The organism is Streptomyces rimosus subsp. rimosus (assembly GCF_000720725.1).
GTDB classification, from domain to species: Bacteria; Actinomycetota; Actinomycetes; order Streptomycetales; family Streptomycetaceae; genus Streptomyces; species Streptomyces rimosus_A.
Map to the genome: position 1 here is coordinate 22,841 of NZ_JOCQ01000006.1, position 21,642 is coordinate 44,482.

General features: G+C 74.1%; 20 protein-coding genes. 6 read left to right on the forward strand and 14 right to left on the reverse strand.

Annotated features, from left to right (window positions below):
* Positions 1–22 precede the first annotated feature (22 nt).
* The 3 genes from IH45_RS0104505 (at position 23) to IH45_RS0104515 (ending at position 2,931) form a co-directional block, all read left to right on the forward strand.
* Entirely contained in the window at positions 23–781 is a 759-nt protein-coding gene (locus tag IH45_RS0104505) for a nucleoside phosphorylase (RefSeq protein ID WP_030661645.1), read from the forward strand.
* A complete protein-coding gene (locus IH45_RS0104510; RefSeq protein ID WP_030661647.1) occupies positions 778–2,136 on the forward strand; it encodes an amidohydrolase in 1,359 nt (452 codons plus the stop codon). Before IH45_RS0104505 ends, IH45_RS0104510 begins: the two co-directional genes overlap by 4 nt.
* A gap of 123 nt (positions 2,137–2,259) precedes the next feature.
* Positions 2,260–2,931, forward strand: a complete 672-nt coding sequence (locus IH45_RS0104515; protein WP_030661649.1) for a FadR/GntR family transcriptional regulator — start codon at positions 2,260–2,262, stop codon at positions 2,929–2,931.
* Positions 2,932–2,977: 46 nt separating this feature from the next.
* Here IH45_RS0104515 and IH45_RS0104520 read toward each other — a convergent pair whose 3' ends face one another.
* The 8 genes from IH45_RS0104520 to IH45_RS0104555 all read right to left on the reverse strand — a co-directional run bounded on the left by IH45_RS0104520 (position 2,978) and on the right by IH45_RS0104555 (position 11,764).
* Complete coding sequence (locus IH45_RS0104520; protein WP_030661651.1) at positions 2,978–3,724, reverse strand: SDR family NAD(P)-dependent oxidoreductase; 747 nt, start codon at positions 3,722–3,724, stop codon at positions 2,978–2,980.
* Positions 3,725–4,011: 287 nt separating this feature from the next.
* The gene (locus IH45_RS0104525) at positions 4,012–4,842 is read right to left on the reverse strand and encodes an amidohydrolase family protein (RefSeq protein ID WP_030661653.1); all 831 of its coding nucleotides are present in this window, start codon (positions 4,840–4,842) and stop codon (positions 4,012–4,014) included.
* Complete coding sequence (locus IH45_RS0104530; protein ID WP_030661655.1) at positions 4,839–5,855, reverse strand: aldo/keto reductase; 1,017 nt, start codon at positions 5,853–5,855, stop codon at positions 4,839–4,841. Before IH45_RS0104530 ends, IH45_RS0104525 begins: the two co-directional genes overlap by 4 nt.
* Before the next feature lie 13 nt (positions 5,856–5,868).
* On the reverse strand, positions 5,869–6,900 hold the full coding sequence (locus IH45_RS0104535) for an ABC transporter permease (protein ID WP_030661656.1): 1,032 nt from the start codon (positions 6,898–6,900) through the stop codon (positions 5,869–5,871).
* Complete coding sequence (locus tag IH45_RS0104540) at positions 6,897–8,486, reverse strand: sugar ABC transporter ATP-binding protein (protein ID WP_030661659.1); 1,590 nt, start codon at positions 8,484–8,486, stop codon at positions 6,897–6,899. The genes IH45_RS0104535 and IH45_RS0104540 overlap by 4 nt, the downstream gene beginning before the upstream one ends.
* 11 nt (positions 8,487–8,497) lie before the next feature.
* Positions 8,498–9,520 carry a sugar ABC transporter substrate-binding protein gene (locus tag IH45_RS0104545; RefSeq protein WP_030661662.1) on the reverse strand — a complete coding sequence of 341 codons (1,023 nt, stop codon included), beginning with the start codon at positions 9,518–9,520 and terminating at the stop codon, positions 8,498–8,500.
* 73 nt (positions 9,521–9,593) lie between these two features.
* Complete coding sequence (locus IH45_RS0104550; RefSeq protein WP_030661665.1) at positions 9,594–10,379, reverse strand: SDR family NAD(P)-dependent oxidoreductase; 786 nt, start codon at positions 10,377–10,379, stop codon at positions 9,594–9,596.
* The gene (locus IH45_RS0104555) at positions 10,376–11,764 is read right to left on the reverse strand and encodes an enolase C-terminal domain-like protein (RefSeq protein ID WP_030661668.1); all 1,389 of its coding nucleotides are present in this window, start codon (positions 11,762–11,764) and stop codon (positions 10,376–10,378) included. The genes IH45_RS0104550 and IH45_RS0104555 overlap by 4 nt, the downstream gene beginning before the upstream one ends.
* Before the next feature lie 328 nt (positions 11,765–12,092).
* On the opposite strand from IH45_RS0104555, the gene IH45_RS0104560 reads away from it, so the two are divergent.
* Together IH45_RS0104560 and IH45_RS0104565 are read left to right on the forward strand one after the other, a co-directional pair.
* Positions 12,093–13,304: a PAC2 family protein gene (locus IH45_RS0104560; RefSeq protein WP_078897239.1), complete on the forward strand. Its 1,212-nt coding sequence runs from the start codon at positions 12,093–12,095 to the stop codon at positions 13,302–13,304.
* Positions 13,305–13,462: 158 nt separating this feature from the next.
* On the forward strand, positions 13,463–14,632 hold the full coding sequence (locus tag IH45_RS0104565) for a serine hydrolase domain-containing protein (RefSeq protein ID WP_030661674.1): 1,170 nt from the start codon (positions 13,463–13,465) through the stop codon (positions 14,630–14,632).
* Positions 14,633–14,759: 127 nt separating this feature from the next.
* Here the strand turns inward: IH45_RS0104565 and IH45_RS0104570 are convergent, their stop codons facing one another.
* On the reverse strand, positions 14,760–15,770 hold the full coding sequence (locus IH45_RS0104570) for an NADP-dependent oxidoreductase (RefSeq protein WP_030661677.1): 1,011 nt from the start codon (positions 15,768–15,770) through the stop codon (positions 14,760–14,762).
* A 110-nt stretch (positions 15,771–15,880) separates the two neighbouring features.
* Between IH45_RS0104570 and IH45_RS0104575 the strand changes: the two genes are divergently transcribed.
* Positions 15,881–16,474, forward strand: coding sequence for a TetR/AcrR family transcriptional regulator (locus IH45_RS0104575; protein WP_030661680.1), 594 nt, complete (start codon positions 15,881–15,883; stop codon positions 16,472–16,474).
* 79 nt (positions 16,475–16,553) lie between these two features.
* Here the strand turns inward: IH45_RS0104575 and IH45_RS0104580 are convergent, their stop codons facing one another.
* The 5 genes from IH45_RS0104580 to IH45_RS0104600 form a co-directional block, all read right to left on the reverse strand.
* Positions 16,554–17,588: an NHL repeat-containing protein gene (locus IH45_RS0104580; protein ID WP_050514533.1), complete on the reverse strand. Its 1,035-nt coding sequence runs from the start codon at positions 17,586–17,588 to the stop codon at positions 16,554–16,556.
* On the reverse strand, positions 17,585–18,541 hold the full coding sequence (locus tag IH45_RS0104585) for an SMP-30/gluconolactonase/LRE family protein (protein WP_030661686.1): 957 nt from the start codon (positions 18,539–18,541) through the stop codon (positions 17,585–17,587). The genes IH45_RS0104580 and IH45_RS0104585 overlap by 4 nt, the downstream gene beginning before the upstream one ends.
* Before the next feature lie 152 nt (positions 18,542–18,693).
* Positions 18,694–19,923 (reverse strand): cysteine--1-D-myo-inosityl 2-amino-2-deoxy-alpha-D-glucopyranoside ligase, encoded by a 1,230-nt coding sequence (gene mshC / locus IH45_RS0104590; RefSeq protein ID WP_030661689.1) that lies wholly within the window; start codon positions 19,921–19,923, stop codon positions 18,694–18,696.
* Positions 19,924–20,064: 141 nt separating this feature from the next.
* A complete protein-coding gene (locus IH45_RS0104595) occupies positions 20,065–21,012 on the reverse strand; it encodes an SCO1664 family protein (protein WP_234440419.1) in 948 nt (315 codons plus the stop codon).
* Positions 21,012–21,602, reverse strand: coding sequence for a DUF3090 domain-containing protein (locus IH45_RS0104600; RefSeq protein ID WP_030661697.1), 591 nt, complete (start codon positions 21,600–21,602; stop codon positions 21,012–21,014). The genes IH45_RS0104595 and IH45_RS0104600 overlap by 1 nt, the downstream gene beginning before the upstream one ends.
* Between the last annotated feature and the right edge of the window lie 40 nt (positions 21,603–21,642).

Genomic DNA, 21,642 nt, shown 5'->3' on the forward strand with positions numbered 1-21,642 from the left:
TCCGAGCCCCTGGAGCCGCCCCGTGACCCCAGACCTGTCCCCCATCGCCCGCCTGCCCCGCGGCGGGCTGCCGCCGCAGGCCGTCGTGGTCGGCGATCCGGCCCGCGCGGCGGCCGTCGCCGAGCTGCTCGACGGCGCGGCGGAGGTCGCGTACCACCGCGAGTACCGGACGTTCACCGGCAGCTGGAAGGGCGTGCCGGTGGTCGTCGCGTCGCACGGCGTGGGCGCGCCCGGCGCGGTGCTGCTGTTCCAGGAGCTGGCGGACGCGGGCGTACGGACCTTCGTACGCTTCGGTACGGCGGGGGCGATACGGGCCGGGATCGGCGACGGCGATCTGGTGATCGCCGAGGCGGCGGTACGCGATGACGGGGTGACGCAGCAGCTGGTGCCGCCGGAGTACCCGGCCGTGGCCGCGCCGGAAGCGGTGCTGGCGCTGGAGCGGGCGGCGGGGGCGGCCGGGGCGCCGTACCACCGCGGGGTGGTGTGGACGCGCGCGGCGTTCCAGCCGGGCCTGCTGCCGCTGCCGGTCGCGGCGTACACCGCGGCGGGCGTGGCGGCGATCGAGATGGAGGCGTCCGCGCTGTTCGTGACGGCCTCGCTGCGCGGCCTGGTGGCCGGCGCGGTGCTGGTGATCGACGGGGCGAACGCGGACGAACTGGTCGACCGGGCGGCCACCGGCGGCTATGACCCGCACCGGGACGTGGTCGCGGAGGGCGTGGCGCGCGGCGCCGTCGTCGCGCTGGAGGCGCTGCGGGCGCTGACGGAGGAGGAGAACCGATGAGCACGGTCCCGACGGGCACGGTCCCGACGAGCCCCGTGGGGAACACGGAAGCGGCGGACGCCGACCTGCTGGTGCACGGCGGGACGGTCCTCACCGTCGACGACTCCGGCACCGTCCTGCCCGACGGCGCGGTGGCCGTACGGAACGGGCAGATCGTCGCGGTCGGCCCCGCCGACGGGCTGCGCGCCGCCCACCGCGCGGCCGAGGAGATCGACGCCACCGGCTGCCTGGTGCTGCCCGGGCTGGTCAACACCCACACCCACCTGGCGATGACACTGCTGCGCGGGCACGCCGACGACGTGGACCTCCAGGGGTTCCTGGGCAGGGTGGTGCCGCGGGAGAACGCGCTGCTGTCCCCGGAGGCGGTGACCGCGGGTCTGCGGCTGGCCGTCGCGGAGAGCGTGCGGGGCGGGGTGACCACCGCGCTGGACATGTACTGGTTCCACGAGGCGGCCGAGCGGGCCGCGCGGGACGCGGGCTGGCGGCTGCTGTCCGGGCCGACGTTCATGGACGTACCGGGGCCGCCCGACCGGATGCCGTACGGGAACCGGATGGCGTGGGCCCGCCGGCACCTCGAAGACCGCAGCCCCTCCCCCGGCACCCGTCCGGTGGTCTTCGCGCACAGCGCCTACACCCTGGACGCCGCGCAGCTGACGGACATCGCCGCACTGGCGAAGGAGTACGGCGCGCTGCTGCACCTGCACGCGGCGGAGAACGCCGCCGAGGTGGCGATGGTGCGCGAGCGGTACGGCAAGCGGCCGGTGGAACTGCTGGAGTCGCTGGGCCTGCTGGGCCCGGACACGCTGCTGGCGCACGCGGTCGAGCTGACCGACACCGAGATCGCGGCGCTGGCCCGTACCGGTACCGGCGTCGCGCACTGCCCGGTCTCCAACCTCAAGCTGGGCTGCGGCATCGCCCGGGTGCCGGAGCTGCTGCGGCAGGGCGTACGGGTCGGGCTGGGCACGGACGGCTCGGTCAGCTCCAACTCCCTGGACATGGTGGCGGCGCTGGGCATGGCCGCGCTGGTCCACAAGGCGGGCGGCGATCCCACCGCGGTCGGCGCCGAGCAGGCCGTACGGATGGCGACGATCGAGGGTGCGCGGGCGCTGGGGCTGGGCGGGCAGCTCGGCTCGCTGGAGGTGGGCAAGCGCGCGGACCTGGCGGTGCTGGACCTCGGCGGTGCGCACCTGGCGCCCCGGCACGACCCGTGGTCGACGCTGGCGTACGCGGCGCGGGCCGGTGATGTCCGGGACACGGTCGTCGACGGCCGGGTGCTGATGCGCGGCCGCCGGCTGACGACGCTGGACGAGGCGGCCGTGACCGGCGCGGCGGAGGCGGTCGTCCGGTCCGTCTGAGGACGGCGGGGAACTCCCCGCGCTCCCTCCCGGCCCCTCCCGGCCCCGTGGTCCGGTGGCCATAATGGCGCAGACATCGGATGTCTGCGGGGGTCCGGATGGCGGCGAGCGGGGAGGCCGGGCATGGCGGTCACGGACGAGGCCATAGAGAAGATCAAGTCGATGATCGTCTCGGGCGCGCTGCGGCCCGGCGACCGGCTGCCCAGGGAGAGCGAACTCGCCGCCGACCTGGGACTGTCCCGCAACTCGCTGCGCGAGGCGGTGCGCGCCCTGTCGCTGATCCGCATCCTGGACGTACGGCAGGGCGACGGCACGTACGTCACCAGCCTGGACCCGAAGCTCCTCCTGGAAGCGCTGAGCTTCGTGGTGGACTTCCACCGCGACGACACGGTCCTGGAGTTCCTGGCCGTACGCCGCATCCTGGAACCGGCCGCCACCGCGATGGCGGCCGGCCGGATCGCGACGGCCGAACTGGACGAACTGGCACGCCAGTTGGACGCGCTCGGCCCGCACCCGGCGGTGGAGGAACTGGTCGCCCGCGACCTGGAGTTCCACCGCCGGATCGTGGCCGCGGCCGGCAACCCGGTGCTGAGCTCCCTCCTCGACGGCCTGTCCGGGCCGACGACCCGGGCCCGCGTCTGGCGCGGCCTGACGCAGAAGGACGCGGTGAGCCGCACCCTCACCGAACACCGGGCGATCCTCGGCGCGCTCCGCGACCGGGACGCGGAGGCGGCGCGGGCCTGGGCGACGGTGCACATCGCGAGCGTGGAGCAGTGGCTGCGCGCGACGCTGTGAGGGAGGGGCGCGGCCGCACCCCTCCCCGCCGGACAGCGGCGTCCCGTCAGACGGCGAACCCGCCGTCCACCGCGATCGAGGCGCCCGTCACGTACCGGCCGCCCTCCCCCGCGAGGTGCGCCACGGTCGCCGCGACGTCCGCGGGCCGGCCGTAGGATCCGAGCGACGTCAACTGGGCCTGCATCGGCGCGCTCTCGCCGTCGGCCGGGTTCATGTCGGTGTCGATCGGGCCCGGGTGCACCAGGTTGGCGGTGATGCCGCGCGGGCCCAGTTCCCTGGCCAGGGTCCTGGTCAGGCCGGTGAGCGCGGCCTTGCTCGTCGCGTACAGCGAGCCGCCGGGGAAGGCGACGCGCTCGGCCATGCAGCTGCCGATGCTGATGATGCGCCCGCCCTCGGTCATCCGCCCGGCGGCGGCCTGCGCCGCGATGAAGGGCGCGCGGACGTTGACGGCCAGGACACGGTCCACGTCCTCCTCCGAGATCCCCTCGATGGGCCCGAGGACGCCGAGGCCCGCGTTGTTGACGAGGATGTCCAGCCGTCCGAACCGTTCCACGGTGCCGTCCACGGACGCCCGTACCGCCGCGGTGTCCGCGCTGTCGGCCCGCACCGCCCAGGCCCGCCGGCCCAGCTTCTCGATGCGCTCCACCACGAGCGCGGCCCGCGCTTCCTCACTGCGGTACGTGAACGCCACATCGGCCCCGTCCTCGGCGAGCCGCACCGCAACGGCCTCCCCGATCCCCCGGCTTCCCCCGGTCACCAGCGCCACCTTGCCGTCGAGCTGCGCGGTAGTCATGTCCGCCCCTCCGTGTTGCCAGCGCTTGTCGCGCCATGTACTGAGTTCTTGTGATGTGTCGCCCTCTGCGGCACATCTCGATACTCGTGGCCGGGGGACGGCGTCGCTGGCGGAAACCGGACGGGGAATCACGGCCGTACGCATCACGGCCGTACGAGCCACGGCCATACGCATCACGGCCGCACGAACCGGGCGCGCGTCACCAGACGATCACCCCGCCGCCCGCCTCGCGGGCGCGGCGGGGCGTCTCGGTTCTCCGCGTCCGCGTACGGCTCCCCCCTGCACCCCTACACCCCGTACACCCACCCCGCATTCCCCCCGAACACCGCCGCCCGTTCCTCCGGTGCAAGGTGGGCGGTCGTCGCTTCGGCCAGGGTGACGACGGTCTCGTACGGGGCGGCCAGGGTGCATACCGGCCAGTCGGAGCCGAACAGGACGCGGTGGGGGCCGAAGGTGTCCAGGGTGTGGCGGGCGTAGGGCTCCATGTCGGCGGGGCGCCATGCCGCGTGGTCGGCCTCGGTGACCAGGCCGGAGAGTTTGCAGACGGTGTTGGGGAGGCGGGCGAGGGCGGCCAGGCCGTCGGCCCACGGCTGCCAGGCGCGGGCCGCGACGGCGGGTTTGGCGGCGTGGTCCAGGACGAACGTGAGGGCGGGGAGCGCGCGGGCGGCGGCGAGTGCGGCGGGCAGTTGGCGCGGGGTGACCAGGAGGTCGTAGACGAGGCCGGCGTCCGCGACGGCGGCCAGGCCGCGCCGTACGGCGGGGCGGGCGAGCCAGTGCGGGTCGGGTTCGTCCTGGACCTGGTGGCGCAGGCCCACCAGGAGCGGTGGCATCGTGGCCAGGACCCCGGGCAGCCCGGGGTCGGTCAGGTCGGCCCAGCCGACGACGCCCCGGACGACGGGCGAGCGGGCCGCGATCGCGAGCAGTTCGGCGGTCTCGGCACGGGAGGCCGAGGACTGGACGAGGATGGTGCCGTGGATGCCGTGCGCGGCGAGGTGGGGTGTCAGGTCGCCGAGGGTGTACGTACGGCGGATCGGGTCGGCCCAGGCGCCGTCCATCCACGGCTGCGGACGCCGGGACAGGTCCCACAGGTGGTGGTGGGCGTCGATGCGGTCGGTCATGGGAGGGTCCCTGGGTCGGCGGTGGGAAGCGGCAGATCGGGGGCGAGCAGGCCGCGGGCGGTGAGGGTGTGCCAGAGGGCGTCCGGGATGTCGTACGTGAACAGTGCGGCGTTCTCCCGGGCCTCCTCCGGCGACGCGGCACCCGCCAGGACCCCGGCCACTGCGGGATGGCCGAACGGGAAGCGCAGCGCGGCGGCCTTGAGCGGCACGCCGAACTCCGCGCACACGGACGCGAGCCGCCGTGCCCGCTCCACCAGCGCGGCGGGTGCCGGCGCGTAGTCGTACGGGGCGCCGAGCGCCGGGTCGGCCAGCAGCCCGGAGTTGTAGACGCCGCCGACGACGACCGACGTGCCGCGACGGGCGCAGACCGGCAGCAGGTCGTCGAAGGCGCTGTGGTCGAGCAGGGTCCAGCGTCCGGCGCACAGCACCACGTCCACGTCGAGGTCGGCGACGAACCGGGCCGCCACGTCGCTGTGGTTGAGCCCGAACCCGATGGCGCCCACCACGCCCTCCGCGCGCAGTTCGGCGAGGGCGGGAAAGCCGGTCCCGTACACCTCGGGAACGTGGTCCTCGACGTCGTGCAGGTAGACGATGTCCACGGCGGAAACGTCCAGGCGCTCCAGGGACGCGGCGAGCGTGCGGCGGATGCCGTCGCGGGAGAGGTCCCACTCGCGGGCGCGCGGCGGCAGCTCGGTATAGCCCTGGCCGTCCACCGTCTCGCCGGGCGCGAGGGGCCGCAGCCGCCGCCCGACCTTGGTGGACAGCGTGTACGCGGCCCGGTCGCGCCCGGCCAGCGCCCGCCCCAGGCGCTCCTCGGACAGGCCGAGCCCGTAGTGCGGCGCGGTGTCGAAGTGGCGGGCGCCGGTGTCGAAGGCGGCGTGCACGGTCTGTTGGGCGCGGTCCTCGGGGAGCGGCCGGTACAGGTTTCCGAGGGGAGCGCAGCCCAGCCCGAGGGGCGGTACGGTCACCCCCGTACGGCCCAACTGCCGTTCCCCGCGCGGTACATACGGCATCGCACGTTCCTCCTCAGTCCTGCTGCTCGCCGCCCGCGAACCGGGAGATGACCAGCGCGACGATGATGATCAGGCCGTTGAGGAACTGGGTCCACAGCGGCGGCACCCCGCCCAGCGTCATGACGTTGATGACGAGCTGGAGGGTCAGGACGCCGGTGAGCGCGCCGAAGAGCGTGCCGCGGCCGCCCTTGAGGCTGATGCCGCCGATGACGGCGGCGGCGAAGACCTGGAAGATCCAGCCGTTGCCCTGGCTCGCGGAGACCGCGCCGTAGTGGCCGGTGTAGAGGATGCCCGCGAAGGCGGCCAGCAGGCCGCCGACGGCGAGCACGGCCCAGGTGATCCGGTCCACCCGGATGCCGGCCGTGCGGGCGGCCTCCGGGTTGCCGCCGATCGCGTACAGCGCGCGGCCGTGCCGCAGGTAGCCGAGGACCGCGCCGCCGAGCGCGAACAGCGCCAGGCAGATCCAGACGGCGGCCGGGACGCCGAGCCAGGCGGTCCGGCCCAGGTAGGCGAAGGACTCCGGCACGTCGCCGATCGAGCGGCCCTCGGAGATGCCCAGTTGGAGGCCGCGCAGCATGGTCAGCATGCCGAGGGTGGCGATGAAGCCGTTGACGCGCAGCTTGAGCATCAGGAACCCGTTGGCCGCGCCGACCGCGGCGCCCACGGCCAGGCACAGCGGTACGGCCGTCCACTCCGGCAGCAGTTCCAGGCCGGCGAAGCGCCCGCCGTGCGCGGGCATCACCAGCCACAGGGCGAGCACCGGCGCCAGGCCGATGGTGGACTCCAGCGACAGGTCCATCCGGCCGCTGATCAGGATCAGCGCCTCGCCGAGCACCAGCAGGCCGAGTTCGGTGGACTGCTGGACGACGCCGACGAGGTTGTCGCGGGTCAGGAAGGCGGGCGAGACGATGAAGCCGGTGACGCCGAGGACGAGGATCACCGGCACCAGGGACACGTCGCGCCAGCGGGCGAGCGCGGGACGCGGACGGCTTCGCGCCGGTGCGTCCGCCAGGCCGGGCGGCGGCTGCCGTGCGGTGTCGGTCATCGCGGACCGCCTCCTCCGGAGCCGTCCGTACCGTCCGCGCCCGACCCGTCGCCCCCGCCACCCGGCCCCTGCACGCCCTCCACCCCCTCCATGGCCCCCACCAGCTCCTCCTCCCGCCACCCGCGCCCGAAGCGGGCGACGACCCGGCCGTGGAACACCGCCAGTACCCGGTCGCAGACCCGCAGGTCGTCCGGTTCGTCGGAGACGAGGAGGACGCCGCTGCCGGCCGCCGCCACGCCCCGTACGACGCCCAGCAGCGCGTCCTTGGACTTCACGTCCACCCCGTTGGTGGGCCGGACCGCGATCAGCACGGCGGGGTCGCGGGCCAGGGCACGGGCGACAACGACCTTCTGCTGGTTGCCGCCGGACAGGCCGGACACCGGCTGGCCGGGCCCGGCGGTGCGGATGTCCAGGTCGGTGATCATGCGCCGGGCGAACGCGCGGGTACGGGACGGCAGCACCGTGCCCAGCGGTCCGAGCCGGTCGGTGACGGCCAGCGTCACGTTCTCGGCGACGCTGCGGCCCGGGACCAGCCCGTCGCGGTGCCGGTCCTCCGGTACGTAGCCGATGCCCGCCTCGACCGCGTGCCGCACGCTGCCGGTCCGTACGGGCCGCCCGCGCACCTCGATCCGTCCGCCGTCCGGTGCCCGCACGCCCGCCAGCGTCTCGCCGATGGCGGTGTTCCCGCCGGCCGCGGCCCCGGCCAGGCCCACCACCTCGCCCGCCCGTACGGTCAGGTCCAGCGGCGCGAACACCCCGCGCAGCGCCAGCCCTTCGGTACGCAGCACCACGTCGCCCGCGGGCTGCCGGACGGCGTGCCCCGAGCCGGAGCGGGCCGCCCGCTCCCCCGTCATCGCCGCCACGAGGTCGTCCTCGGCCAGCCCGGTCACCGGCGCGGTCAGCACCGGGCGGGCGTCGCGCAGGACGGTGACGGTGTCGCACAGGTCGTACACCTCGTGCAGGTGGTGCGAGATGAACAGGAACGCGGCGCCGGTCGCGCGCAGGGCGCGCAGCTTGGCGAAGAGGCGGGCGGTGCCGCCCGCGTCGAGCCGGGCGGTGGGCTCGTCCAGGATGATCAGCCGGGCGCCGCCGGACAGCGCGCGGGCGATCTCGACGAACTGCCGCTGCCCGACGCCGAGGTCCTTGATCCGGGCCGCGGGGTCGATGTCGACGCCGTACTCGGCCAGCAGGGCGGCGGCCCGCGCGCGCAGGGCCCGCCACCGGATCACCCGCCCGTCCGGGAACCGGTTCAGATGGAGGTTTTCCGCGACGGTCAGCTCGGGGACCGTCATGGGCTTCTGGTGGACGCAGGCGGCCTTGCGCCGCCAGGCCGCGGCGTCGCCCCAGCGGGGTGCCGGTTCGCCGTCGAAGGCGACCCGTCCGGCGTCCGGCCGGGTCAGGCCGGTGAGTACGGACACCAGGGTGGATTTCCCGGCGCCGTTGCGGCCGACGAGGGCGTGTGCTGCACCGCGCCGTACGGTCAGCCCGGCGCCGTCCAGGGCCACGGTCGGCCCGTAGCGCTTGACGATGCCCTCGGCCTGTACGGCGGGCGGGCCGGCCCGGCCGTCGTCCGTGTCGTCCCGCACGCTCGCCACCTCTACTTCCCCGCGGGCCGGTTGGCCCACAGTCGCGGATCGTCCACGTCGGCCCGCGTGACGAGCGGGGCCGGCAGCTGGTCCTCCAGGCCGTTCGGGATCTTCACTATCTTCGAGCCGTGGCCGGTGGGGCCGGGCGCGAACGTCCGGCCCGCGAGCGCCGCTCGCGCGTAGTACAGCGCGTACTTCGCGTACAGGTCGGCCGGCTGGGACAGTGTGGCGTCGATCGTCCCGGCGCGGATGGCGGCGAGCTCCTCGGGGATGCCGTCGTTGGAGACGACCGTGATGTGCCCGGCGGTGCCGGCCGGCTTGAGCAGGCCCCGCTGTTCGAGGAGTGCCAGGACGGGCCGGAGGAACGCGCCGCCCGCCTGCATGTAGATGCCGTCGGTGTCCGGGTACCGGCCCAGCAGGCTCTGGAGCTTGGCGGAGGCGACCTCGCCCTTCCAGTCGGTGGGCAGCTCGTGCACGGTGATCCCCGGGTACTTCCTGCGCATGCAGGCGGCGAACGCCTCGGAGCGGTCCCGGCCGTTGACGGAGCTGAGGTCCCCCTGGAGCTCGGCGACCCGCCCGCGGCCGCCCAGTTTCCGGCCCAGGTAGTCGCACGACTTCTCCCCGAACGCGCGGTTGTCGGCCCGTACGACCATGTAGACCGGCCCCGCGTCGGGCCGGGTGTCCACGCTGACCACGGGGATCTTCCGGTCCGCGAGCCGGCGCAGTTCGGCGGTGATCGCGCCGGTGTCCTGCGGGGCGATCACCACCGCACCGGCGCCCTGGGCGGTGAGCGCCTGCACATTGGAGACGACCTTGGCCACGTCGTTCTGCGAGTTGGACAGCGGCAGCGCCCTGGTCCGGCTCGCGGCCAGCTCCTCTTCCATGTGGTCCTGGTAGGAGCTCCAGAAGTCGGTGTCGGCGCGCGGCAGGTCGATGCCGATCTTCCCCCGGGCGTCGCTGCCGCGGTTGCAGCCAGCGAGCGCGGCGGCCAACAGCAGGCCGCACACCGCCGCGCCGGTCGTACGTAGTCTCATGGTCCCGTCCCAGGTCGAGGTGTACGGCGGTGCTGCGCCGCCCGTCCCGTACGGCTCGCGGTCCCGCCGTACGTCAGAGGACGGGGCGCGGCCGCAGCCCCTGCATGCCGCCGTCGACCGCGAGCGCGGTGCCGGTGATGCCGGAGGCGGCCGGGGACGCCAGGTGGGCGATGGCGGCGGCGACCTCGTCGGCGGTGACCATCCGGCCCGTCGGCTGCCGGGCGTTGAGCGCGGCCCGCTCGGCCGCCGGGTCCGGCGCCTGGTCCAGCAGCCGCCCGACCCACGGGGTGTCGGCCGTGCCGGGATTGACGCAGTTGACGCGGATGCCCTCGCGGACGTGGTCGGCGGCCATGGCGAGGGTCAGGGAGAGCACGGCGCCCTTGCTGGCGCTGTAGAGGGCGCGCTGCGGCAGTCCGGCGGTGGCGGCGATGGAACAGGTGTGGGTGATCGAGGCGCGGCCGGGACGCTCGGCGGCGCTGCGCCGCAGGTGCGGCAGGGCGGCCCGCGCGGTGCGCACCAGCCCCAGGACGTTGACGTCCAGGACGTGCCGCCACTCCGCGTCGGGATTGTCCTCGACCGTACCGACGGCGCCGATGCCCGCGTTGCCCACGAGGGCGTCCAGCCCGCCCAGCGCGTCCACGGCCGCGGCGACCGCGGTCCGTACGGCGTCCTCATCGGTCACGTCGGCCGTCACGGGCAGCGTGCCGGGCGGCGCCCCGGCCGGGTCGCGGTCCAGTACGGCGACCCGGGCGCCGCGGCGCAGCAGCAGGGCGGCGGTGGCGGCGCCGATGCCGGAGGCGCCGCCGGTGACGATCGCGGCCATGCCCGCGAAATCGCGTCCTTCGGGGGCGGTGGTCATGCCGTGCCCTCCTGACCGCCCGTCGGGTCCGGGTCCAGGCCGGATTTCGGATCCGGGTCCGCGCCTTCCGGTGGCGTCCCGTCCGGCCCGGCCCGCCACACCGGCCCGTCCGGGAAGCGGTACGCGGCGACCGAAAGAGGCTTCATGCGGACGGAGAAGCCCGGGGCCGCGGGCGCGCGGTAGCGGCCGCCGGTGACGACGGCCGGGTCGGTGAAGTGCTCGTGGAGGTGGTCGACGTACTCGATCACCCGGTCCCGGCGGGTGCCGGACACCGCCACGTAGTCGAACATCGCCAGGTGCTGCACCATCTCGCACAGCCCGACGCCGCCCGCGTGCGGACATACCGGCACGCCGTATTTGGCGGCGAGCAGCAGGATCGCCACGTTCTCGTTCACGCCCGCCACCCGGGCCGCGTCGATCTGCACGAAGTCCACCGCGCCCGCCTGGAGCAGCTGCTTGAACACCACGCGGTTGGCGGCGTGTTCGCCGGTGGCGACCTTGACCGGCTGGCCGGAGCGCACCGCGGCGTGCCCGAGGACGTCGTCGGGGCTGGTCGGCTCCTCGATCCAGTACGGCTCGTACGGCGCGAGCGCGGTCATCCAGCGGACCGCGTCCGCCACGTCCCAGCGCTGGTTGGCGTCGACCGCGATCCGCACCCCGGGCCCGACGGCCTCCCGCGCCAGCCGCAGCCGCCGCACATCGTCGTCCAGGTCCGCGCCCACCTTGAGCTTGATCTGCCGGAAGCCGTCGGCCACCGCCTGCCCGGCCAGCCGGACGAGGGTGGCGTCGTCATGGCCGAGCCAGCCGGGCGAGGTGGTGTAGGCCGGGTAGCCCTCGGCCTTCAGGCGGGCGGCGCGCCCGTCGCGGCCCGGTTCCGCGGCGCGCAGGATCGCCAGCGCGTCGTCCGGGGTCAGCGCGTCGGACAGGTAGCGGAAGTCGACGAGGGAGACCAGTTCCTCGGGGGTCATGGCGGCCAGGAACGCCCAGACCGGCAGTCCGGCGCGGGTGGCGGCCAGGTCCCAGGCGGCGTTGACCAGCGCCCCGGCCGCCATGTGCGCCACGCCCTTCTCGGGGCCGAGCCAGCGCAGCTGCGAGTCGTGCGTCAGGTCGCGGTGCAGGGCGGCCAGACCGGCGGCGGTGGCGGGGACCGGGCGGCCGGTCACGTACGGGGCGAGGGCACGGACCGCGGCGGCGACGATGTCGTTGCCGCGGCCGATGGTGAAGCACAGGCCGTGGCCCCGGCCGCCCTCGGCGGTGCGCAGCACGACGTAGACGGCGGAGTAGTTCGGGTCCGGGTTCATCGCGTCCGAGCCGGTCAGTTCCCGGGAGGTGGGGAAGCGGACGTCGTGGACCTCCAGCCCCGTGACGGTGTCGGTGACGGCCATGCGTACGCCTCCAGGGACGGGCGCGGAGGAACATCGGACCTTTCCCGGACCTCCGATGTATAGCGCCGCTCCGGCGGCAGCGTCCAGGGGGCGTGCGGACGGCGCGGGCCGGCGTCGAAATCCGGACGCCGGGCGGTGTCGGACCGGGCGCGGGCCCGGTACGGGGGCCGGGACGGACGCAATCCGAACACGTCGGATGTATGCACACTCGTTCGTGCACAGGGGCTGCGTTGCGGTACCACGGACGCCGTAGGCTGGGGGCGCACGCAAAGGAACTGCTGCCGGTGGCCGCCCAGAGGAGGCGGCGCCGGTCGGAAGGAGGCGCTGGGTGATCGAGCTCGAGGGGGTTCCCGAGCTGATCGACCCGGTCATGGTGGCCGCGTTCGAGGGCTGGAACGACGCCGGCGACGCCGCCTCCGCCGCGGTCGCGCATCTGGACCGGGAATGGAAGGGCGAGGTGTTCGCCGCGCTGGACGCGGAGGACTACTACGACTTCCAGGTCAACCGCCCGACCGTCTGGCTGGACGGCGGCGTACGGAAGATCACATGGCCGACGACCCGGCTCTCCGTCGTCCGGATCGCCGACGCGAACGGCAAGGGCAAGCCGCGCGACCTGGTGCTGGTACGGGGCATCGAACCCAGCATGCGCTGGCGCTCGTTCTGCAACGAGATCCTCGGCTTCGCGCACGAGTTGGGCGTGGAGATGCTGGTGGTGCTGGGCGCGCTGCTCGGCGACACCCCGCACACCCGCCCGGTGCCGGTCAGCGGCGTCACCTCCGACCCGGACCTGGCACGCCGGCTGGATCTGGAGGAGACCCGGTACGAGGGCCCGACCGGCATCGTCGGCATCCTCCAGGAGGCGTGCACCCACGCGGGCGTCCCGGCCGTCAGCCTGTGGGCGGCGGTGCCGCACTACGTCTCCCAGCCGCCGAACCCGAAGGCCACCCTGGCGCTCCTGAACCGCCTGGAGGATCTGCTCGACCTGCGCATCCCGCTGGGCGAGCTGAGCGAGGACGCGCGCGCCTGGCAGCTGGGCGTGGACCAGCTGGCGGCCGAGGACAGCGAGGTCGCCGAGTACGTCCAGTCGCTGGAGGAGGCGCGGGACACCGCCGACCTGCCGGAGGCGTCCGGCGAGGCCATCGCCCGCGAGTTCGAGCGCTATCTGCGCCGCCGCGACCCGCAGGCCGGTCCCGGCCTGGCGACCGAGGGCGGCGTCGCCGACGGCCGCGACGGCTCGTACCTGCGCGACACGGCCAGCGGCCGCACCCGCCCGCCGAAGCCCGCTGCGAAGGAACCGAAGGAGTCCAAGGAGGCCAAGGAGTCCAAGGATTCGGGCCGCGAGCCGGGCGGCCCGGCGGAGGCCAAGGGTCCGGAGGCCAAGGGACCGGAGGCCGCGGAACCGGAAGCCAAGGGGCTGGAGGCCAAGGGACCGGAAATCAGGGGTACGGACTCCACGGGTGGCCCGGACTCCCGGAAGCCGGGCCCCGAGGAGCCGGAGGACAGCCCCAAGGACGGCCCGGCGGACGGCTCCGAGAGCTGACCCCAGGGGCGGCCACCGGGCCGCCCTCCGGGTCGTCCCCTAAGGCGGCGTGGGTGCGGGCTCCTCCTCACCGGTGATCCCCGGGCGGGCACGCGACAGGAAAGCTGGTCTTCGTCTTCGTACGAACGAGCCCCGGCTCGCCCACTCCTGGAGCGCCCTTGCGTACCCGCCTCACCACCGCCGCCCTGATTGCCGCCCTCGTCACCGGTGTCGCCGTAGGCCCCGCGGTCGCGGCGCCCGCACCCGCCGGAACGCACACGACGGCCCACCAGCGGCACGACGGCCCGAACGTCGCGGCGCTCCGGCAGGCGCTCAGTGGGCTGCCGGACCGGGACACGACCGCCGCGCTGGTACGGGTGGGCGGACAGGGCAGCTGGCACGGGAGCGCCGGGGTGCGCGACCTGTCGACGGGCCGCGGGCCCCTGGAGAACGCGCGGTTCCGCGCGGGCTCGACCACCAAGACGGTCACCGCGGCCCTCGTCCTCCAGCTCGCCGCGGAGAAGAAGATCGACCTGGACGGCACCGTCCAGCACTACCTCCCCGGCCTGCTGTCGAAGGACTTCAACCCCATCACCGTACGGCAGTTGCTCACCTTCACCAGCGGCCTCCAGCCGGGCGCGTCGCTGGGTCCCGAGAACGCCGAGGGGTACACGAACCGTTTCCGCACCCTCACCCCGCAGGCCGTCGTCGCGGCGTCGGTCGCCAAGGGGCCCTACTGCGGGGAAGACGAGGGACCGGGCAAGAAGCAGCGTTACAGCAATATCGACTACACCGTGCTCGGCATGCTGATCGAGAAGGTGACCGACGACACGTACGAGCACCAGGCGAAGGTCCGGATCTTCCAGCCGGCCGGGATGACGCACACCTCGTTCCCCGACGGGCCCGACCCGCGGATCCACGGCCCGCACCACCGGGGCTACCAGCGGCTGGTGAGCGGCGAGGTGGTGGACGCCACCGAGTGGAACATGTCGGACCGCTGGGCGGCGGGCGACATGATCTCCACCACCGCCGACCTGGAGAAGTTCCTGGTCGCGCTGTTCCGGGGGAAGCTCGTGCCGCAACCGCTGCTGGACCGGGAGATGTTCACGCTGCCGGACGTCAAGGGCGCCACGATGAGCGCGGGGCTCCAGCGCTACGACGCCGGTGACGGACTGGTCATCTGGAGCAAGAGCGGCGGCCGGCCCGGCTACAGCACGCTCATCGCGGCCACCCGCGACCTGTCGCGGACGCTGGTGTACTCCGTCAACTCGGTCGACGCCAAGAGCGAGACGACGAATCCGGTCGCCACCCGCCTCCTGAAGGCCGCCTTCGCGCCCGGCAGACACTGAGATCCGTATCGGAGGGGGAGTGGAGGAGAGCGGCCGACCGGGCTCCGAGCGCGGCCGGAACGGCCGCCGGACACCTCGCTGAAACGGCTCGCCCCTACTCGGTGCTACTCGGTGAAACGGCTCGCCCCTACCCGACCGTGAGCACGATCTTGCCCTGGATATGTCCCCGGGCGGCGCGTTCGTGCGCCGCCCGGGCGTCCGCGAGCGCAAACGTGCTGTCGATCGCGACGCGGACCGTGCCCGCGCCGAGCAGGCGGCCCGCTTCGGCGAGCTGCGCGCCGTGCGAGCGGACCTGGGTGCCCGAGACCGTGACGCCCAGCCTCGCGGTCTCCTCCTCGTCGTAGGCGCCGAAGAACACGGGGAACAGGGCGCCACCGCGCTTGAGCGTGCGCAGGAAGCGGCTGCTGTCGCGGCCGCCGACGGCGTCGAGAACCAGGTCGACGTCGTGCACGAGTTCCTCGGGCCGGCTCTTGGTGTAGTCGATGAACGCGTCGGCGCCGAGCTCGCGCAGGAACGTTTCATGCGCGCCCGATGCCACCGCGATGACCCGTGCGCCCCGCCATTTCGCCAGCTGCACCGCGAAGTGCCCCACACCGCCCGCGGCGCCGTTGACGAGCACCGTCGTATCGGCGCCGAGGGCCACCGGGCGGTGCCGCGCCGCCTGGAAGGGCGACGGGTGGTCGTGTCCGAGCTCGATCAGGAACTGCCACGCCGTCAGCAGGGACATGGGCGCCCCGGCGGCGTGCACGTGATCGACACCGGCCGGCTTGAGCGCGAGGTCCGACGCGGGCGCCGCCACGTACTCGGCGTACGCGCTGCCGTCGAAGCTGGGAAAGCGAAGGAGACCGAAGACTTCGTCACCGACGGAGAAGCCCGTCACGTCCGCGGCGACGGCCTCGACGACGCCGGACACATCCGTCCCCGGAATCACGGGCAGGTCGAACTTCGGCCGCGTCTCCGGAGGGAGGTTGCCCAGCCCGTCGCGCAGGTACCAGTCCGGCGGATTGACGCCGACCGCGTGCACGCGCACGAGCACCTCACCCGGCCCCGGCTCGGGTACCGCCACCTCGTCGTATCGCAGTACTTCGGGGCCGCCGTGCTCATGCAGCCGGACCGCCCGCATCGTGCGTGTCGCCATCGTTCTCTCCTGCCCGCATCGCGGGATACGCTGATTCGGATCAGCGATCCACATAAGTGGACCACTGATCCGAATATATGGACCACTGATCCGGATAGTCAAGAGGGCAGATGCGAGCCGACGCCAGGAAGAACCGTGACCACCTGCTCGCCGTAGCGGGCGCCGCCATCACCGAACAGGGCGTCGAGGTGTCCCTGCGTGACATCGCCCGCACGGCCGGTGTCGGGCTCGCGACGCTCCTGCGGCACTTCCCCACCCGCGAGGCACTGCTCGAAGCCCTGCTCCACACGAGCTTCGACGAGCTGACGGCGAAGGCGGCGGAGCTCGAAACGTCGGACTCCCCCGAAGACGCTCTGGTCTCGTGGCTCCGCGACTGCACCGCGTGGACGACCGAGTACCGAGGCGTGACCGTGCTGATGGCAGCCGCCATCGAGGACACCGAGTCCGCGCTCCACGCTTCGTGCGTCACCCTGCGCGCGGCCGGCGCGCGGCTCCTCACCCGCGCCCAGGGCGCGGGCACGGCCCGGACCGACATCGACGGCACCGATCTGTTCGCGCTGGTGGCGGCGCTCGCCTGGCTCGGCGATCAGCCCTCGCTCGCGCCCCGCGCCGATCACCTCTTCGACGTCGTCGCAAGCGCGATCCTGACCGGCTCGGCGAGCAGTGACACCGAGGGGGAAGGCGGCCCTCGCGCCAGTGGCTGACACCGTCGCGCAAGCAGACCGGCGCGCTCGGACGCCCGCCCGGCAAGGCGGATCGACGCCGGTCCGCCAAGGCGGTGGCTCACGCGGCCGGCATCGTTCCTCCTCCGGGCCCCGACCCGCTCCGATCCCCTACCGGCAGGGACAGCGCGGTGTACGGGGTCGTGGGTGCCGGCGGCGTCCCGCGGCGGGTGTTGGGGACGCACAGTTGCGTACGCGACCAGTCCACCGCCGGTTTGCCCGGCACGTCGAGGTCCGGGTCGGTGAGGCGGCCGACGGTCGTACTACCGGTGGCCGGGTCGAGGCGCAGCACATCGATCGCGTTCTGTTCCGGCCGGACGACGTAGAGACGGCCGCCCAGGGTGCGCAGCCCGTCGCCGCCGCACAGGGACGGGCCGTGATGGGGGACGCGGACGGCGCTCCCGGTCTTCGGATCGACCCGGTAGAGGGCTCCGGCGGCGGAGTTGAGGACGATCAGGGCGCCGTCGTCGGCGTAGGTGATGCCGGTGGCCGTGGGCCCGTCGCCCTGCACCCACTCCCCCGTCAGCGGCAGGGTGACGATGCCGCCGGGCGGGGGCGGGAGGGAGCCGGACGGGCCGTACGGCAGCAGGTGGATCCGGGGCCGGGCGGCGTCGGTCACATAGTGGCCCGCCCCGACCCCGATCAGGTCGCTCGCGTACGTCCCCGCGCCGCCGAGCGGATAGATGCCGCGGACCGCGCCCGTACCGCCCTCGACCACGCGCAGTTCGCCGCTCGCGCCACCCGCGATGAACAGGGACGTCTGCCAGTTGACCTGGAGGGCGGCCGCCGGGCTGCCGGTGCCCTGATGGACGAGGGTGCCCTCCCCCGTGGCCGGGTCGATCCGATGGACCGAACCGTCGTGGAGGGAGCCGAAGTAGAGCAGGTTGAACCGGCCGTCGGCGGCGCAGCCCGGCCGGAAGCCGTCGGGCAGCCGGAAGACCGTACGGCCGGGCCCGGCGGCCGTACGGGCGCGGGCCGCGGCGGGCGCGACAGGACCGAGGGCCGCGCCCGCTCCCAGGGCGGCGCCGGTGGCGAGCAGCTTCCGGCGGGTCAGGGCGCGTGCCCCGGCCGCGGATCCTCGCGTACGGCCGGTCATACGCACTCCACCGCCACCACGGTGTACGTCGTGGTCGGCAGCGGATCGACGTTCAAGCGGGCGTTGGGCAGGTAGATGCGGTCGCCGCAGACGGCGGCAGTGGTCGGGGTGTCGAAGCGCGGGTCGGTGATGCGGGCGACGGCCCGGCCGCGCGTGCCGCTGCCGTTCAGGCACAGGACGTCCACGGCGTTCTGGTGCTGCTGCACGACGTACATCTGGCGTCCCAGGAGCAGCAGTCCGTCCCCGTTCACGAGCGGCGGGCCGGTGTGCGGCACCTTGCGGGCATCCCCGGTGCGCGGATCGACACGGAAGAGCGCTCCGGCGACGGTGTTGACGACGAGCAGCGCCGAGCCGTCCGGAGTGCGTTCGATGCCGTTCGCCGTGAAGGGGCCCTGCACCCACTCCCCGGTCAGCGGCAGGGTGCGGATCCCGTCGGGGCCGGGCAGTTCGCCGTGGCGGCCGAAGGGCAGCACGAACAGCCGGGGCTGGTACGAGTCGGTGAAGTAGGCGGCTTCGGGGGTGAGCACGACGTCGTTGACGAGCGTCGGCACACCACCACCGACCTCGTACGTGGCCAGGACGGCGCCGTCGCGTGCGTCGACGACGCACAGCGTGCCCAGGCCACCCGCGATGAACAGCCTGCCCCGGGCGTCGAGCTTGAGACCGACGGACTGCCGGTCCGTACCGAGGCTGCCGGTGATCAGCCGCCCCCGGCCGGTGCTCAGGTCGGCGCGGTAGACCGAGCCGTCGCCGAGGGAGCCGAAGTACGCGTACGGGCCGCGGCCGATGGCGATGCCTTCGGGCCGGAATCCGTCGGGCAGGGAGATGGTGGCGGGCCAGTGGCCGGCCGCGTGCGCCGGCGGCGCGAAGGGGCCGAACGGTGCCAGGGCGGCCCCGGCGCCCAGGGCCGTACCGGTGGCCAGGAGTCTTCGGCGGGACAGGGAGTGGTGCATGGTGCACGTCCTTCCTGCGAGGGTCCGGTGACGACCAGCCCAGCACACCCCGCGGCCCACCGTCCGCCACAACCGTCCGTCTTCACAAGCGAATCGGGGCGCTCCCTCGTGAGAGGGAACGCCCCGGGGGGTGAGCGGGAGCCGCCGTACGGTTACAGCGCGACGCCGAGCAACGCGTCCACCGAGCGCGAGACCAGGCCGGGCGCGCCCTCGTCGCTGCCGCCGTCCGCCTCCTGCGCGGCGGCCCAGCGGTCGACCGCGGCGAGCGCGGCCGGCGAGTCCAGGTCGTCGGCGAGCGCCGTACGGATCTCCTCCAGCAGCGCCTCGGCCGGCGGGCCGTCCGGGCGGGAGACCGCGGCACGCCAGCGGGCCAGCCGCTGCACCGCCTCTTCCAGGACCGCGTCGGTCCACTCCCAGTCGGCGCGGTAGTGGTGCGCGAGCAGGGCCAGGCGGATGGCCGCCGGGTCCGTGCCGTCGCGGCGCACCTTGGAGACGAAGACGAGGTTGCCCTTGGACTTCGACATCTTCTCGCCGTTCAGGGCGACCATGCCGGCGTGCACGTACGCCTTGGCGAAGGGGTGCTCGCCGGTCAGGGCCTGGGCGTGCGAGGCACCCATCTCGTGGTGCGGGAAGGCGAGGTCGGAGCCGCCGCCCTGCACGTCGAAGCCCATGCCGAGGTACTGCAGGGCAATGGCCACACACTCGATGTGCCAGCCCGGCCGGCCGCGGCCCAGCGAGGCGCCCTCCCAGCTGGGCTCGCCCTCGCGGGCGGCCATCCACAGCATCGGGTCGAGCGGGTTCTTCTTGCCGGGGCGCTCCGGGTCGCCGCCGCGCTCGGCGGACAGCACCCGCATCGCCTCGGCGTCGAGCCGGGAGACCTCGCCGAAGTGCCGGTCGGCCTCGACGGAGAAGTAGATGTCGCCCTCCAGCTCGTAGGCGGCGCCGTTGTCGCGCAGCCGCTCGACCATCGGGACGATCCACGGTATGGCTTCGACGGCGCCGACATACTCGCGCGGGGGGAGCATCCGCAGGGCCGTCATGTCCTCGCGGAACAGGGCGGTCTCGCGCTCGGCGAGTGCGGTCCAGTCGTCGCCGGTGGCCAGGGCCCGCTCCAGGAGGGGGTCGTCGACGTCGGTGACGTTCTGCACGTAGTGCACCTGGCGCTTCGTGTCGAGCCACACGCGCTGGACCAGGTCGAACGCGTTGTAGGTCGCCGCGTGCCCCATGTGGGTGGCGTCGTACGGCGTGATGCCGCAGACGTAGATACGGGCGACGGGACCGGGGTCGAGGGTCACCCGTCCGCCGGTCGCGGTGTCGTGGATCCTCAGGTCGCGGCCCTGGCCGGGCAGGGCGGGGACCTCAGAAGCGGGCCATGCATGCATGCCTTGAGCGTAACCGGACGCATGTTCCGCATACGAACCGGACCACGGATCATGGCCGAATACGGACTCTTGCGCCGGACGGCGATGTGTGCAGCCGTACCCGGAAGACAGGCGCGCCCTTGCCCGGCCCCCGGCCGCTTCTCAGACCGGCGGCCAGGGGATCGGCGGCCAGTCGCCGCCGGGCCGCGGGTGCACCCCGGTGCTCAGCAGGTCCGTGACGCGTGCGCGCAGCGCCGCCAGCTCGGCGCCGGTGATCAGCGCGGCCAGTCGGGTGGCGAGCGAGGCGCCCTCGGCCAGCGCCGTGGCGAGCCGCTCCAGCACCGCGCGGGCCTCCTCGGTCAGCGGCTCGCCCGCCCAGCCCCACAGCAGCGTGCGCAGCTTGTCGTCGGCGTTGAAGGTCACGCCGTGGTCGATGGCGTAGAGGCGGCCGTCGGCGGCGGGCAGCAGGTGGCCGCCCTTGCGGTCGCCGTTGTTGATCACGGCGTCCAGGACGGCGAGCCGGCGCAGCCGCTCGTCGTCGGCGTGTACCAGAAGCGCGGTGCGACCTTCGCCGACCTCGGCGAAACCCACCGGTTTCCAGCCGGGCCCCGGTTCGTCCTCCTCGACCAGCGCCAGCAGCTCCGCGCCCTCCGGCGCGGCCTCGATCCACTCCTGGACCATGCCCCGGCCGTACGGGCCGTCGCGCAGCACCGTGGTGGGGATCAGGTCCCAGCCGGTGGCCCGGGACAGCTCGTAGGCGGCGACCTCGCGCTGGGCGAGCGTGCCGTCGGGGAAGTCCCACAGCGGGCGCTCCCCGGCGACGGGTTTGTAGACGCAGGTGCCGGTGGCGCCCTCGTAGGTGATCGTGCAGTACAGGACGGCGTTGGACGCCTCCCGGACCTGTCCGCGTACGGTCAGCTCGCCGCGGGCCAGCGCGTCGGCGGACAGCCGTACGGGGCGCCCGGCGGCGGCCCGGCCGGCTATGCCGCCGTCGGCACGTGCGCCAACACTGCCGTTCGTCCCGCCGTCCGGGCTCTCACCCGTCCGGCGGTCCGCCACCCGGTCGGCCGGCCCGGCGCCGCCGGCCGCCACCGTCTCCTCGCCCGGCATCACGCGTCCCGCCGGTACCCGTTCTGGCGCGGGCACACGTGTCCTTCCGGGTCGAGCGGCAGGCTGCACAGGGGGCACGGCGGGCGGCCCGCGTTGACGACCTCCAGGGCGCGCTTGGCGAACGAGCGGGCCATCGCGCCGGTGAGGCGCACGCGCAGCATCGGCGGGCCGTTCTCGTCGTCCTGGAGCAGCCGCTCCTCGGCCTCGGCGAGGTCCTCGTCGGTGTCGGCGTCCAGCTCGACCAGCGCCTGGGCCTCGATGATCATGCGCTGTTCGTCGCCGTCCCAGGCCAGCGCCATGGTGCCGACCCGGAACTCCTCCTCCACCGGCGACTCCAGCGGCGCGGTGTCGGACTGCTCGGTGGGGGCGACCGCGGGGACGGGGGCGTTGCCGCCACTGCGGCGCACCACCTCGTCCAGCAGCTCGTCGACGCGTTCGGCGAGCGCGGCGACCTGGGTCTTCTCCAGGGCGACACTCGTGGTGCGGCCGGCGGCCGATGCCTGGAGGAAGAAGCTACGGCGGCCAGGCAGCCCGACCGTACCGGCCACGAAGCGGTCCGGCGCGTCGTAGAAGAACACCTGACGGGACAACGTCCTGCTCCGTTTGCTCGACTGCAAGGTGGTGGTCGCT

Excerpts from the sequence above, each read along its gene's own strand:
- mshC (WP_030661689.1), bottom strand. The coding sequence starts at position 19,923 with ATGCATGCATGGCCCGCTTCTGAGGTCCCCGCCCTGCCCGGCCAGGGC.
- IH45_RS0104575 (WP_030661680.1), top strand. The coding sequence starts at position 15,881 with ATGCGAGCCGACGCCAGGAAGAACCGTGACCACCTGCTCGCCGTAGCG.
- IH45_RS0104535 (WP_030661656.1), bottom strand. The coding sequence starts at position 6,900 with ATGACCGACACCGCACGGCAGCCGCCGCCCGGCCTGGCGGACGCACCG.
- IH45_RS0104550 (WP_030661665.1), bottom strand. The coding sequence starts at position 10,379 with ATGACCACCGCCCCCGAAGGACGCGATTTCGCGGGCATGGCCGCGATC.
- IH45_RS0104595 (WP_234440419.1), bottom strand. The coding sequence starts at position 21,012 with ATGCCGGGCGAGGAGACGGTGGCGGCCGGCGGCGCCGGGCCGGCCGAC.
- IH45_RS0104555 (WP_030661668.1), bottom strand. The coding sequence starts at position 11,764 with ATGGCCGTCACCGACACCGTCACGGGGCTGGAGGTCCACGACGTCCGC.
- IH45_RS0104580 (WP_050514533.1), bottom strand. The coding sequence starts at position 17,588 with ATGACCGGCCGTACGCGAGGATCCGCGGCCGGGGCACGCGCCCTGACC.
- IH45_RS0104545 (WP_030661662.1), bottom strand. The coding sequence starts at position 9,520 with ATGAGACTACGTACGACCGGCGCGGCGGTGTGCGGCCTGCTGTTGGCC.
- IH45_RS0104570 (WP_030661677.1), bottom strand. The coding sequence starts at position 15,770 with ATGGCGACACGCACGATGCGGGCGGTCCGGCTGCATGAGCACGGCGGC.
- IH45_RS0104525 (WP_030661653.1), bottom strand. The coding sequence starts at position 4,842 with ATGACCGACCGCATCGACGCCCACCACCACCTGTGGGACCTGTCCCGG.
- IH45_RS0104530 (WP_030661655.1), bottom strand. The coding sequence starts at position 5,855 with ATGCCGTATGTACCGCGCGGGGAACGGCAGTTGGGCCGTACGGGGGTG.
- IH45_RS0104520 (WP_030661651.1), bottom strand. The coding sequence starts at position 3,724 with ATGACTACCGCGCAGCTCGACGGCAAGGTGGCGCTGGTGACCGGGGGA.
- IH45_RS0104510 (WP_030661647.1), top strand. The coding sequence starts at position 778 with ATGAGCACGGTCCCGACGGGCACGGTCCCGACGAGCCCCGTGGGGAAC.
- IH45_RS0104515 (WP_030661649.1), top strand. The coding sequence starts at position 2,260 with ATGGCGGTCACGGACGAGGCCATAGAGAAGATCAAGTCGATGATCGTC.
- IH45_RS0104585 (WP_030661686.1), bottom strand. The coding sequence starts at position 18,541 with ATGCACCACTCCCTGTCCCGCCGAAGACTCCTGGCCACCGGTACGGCC.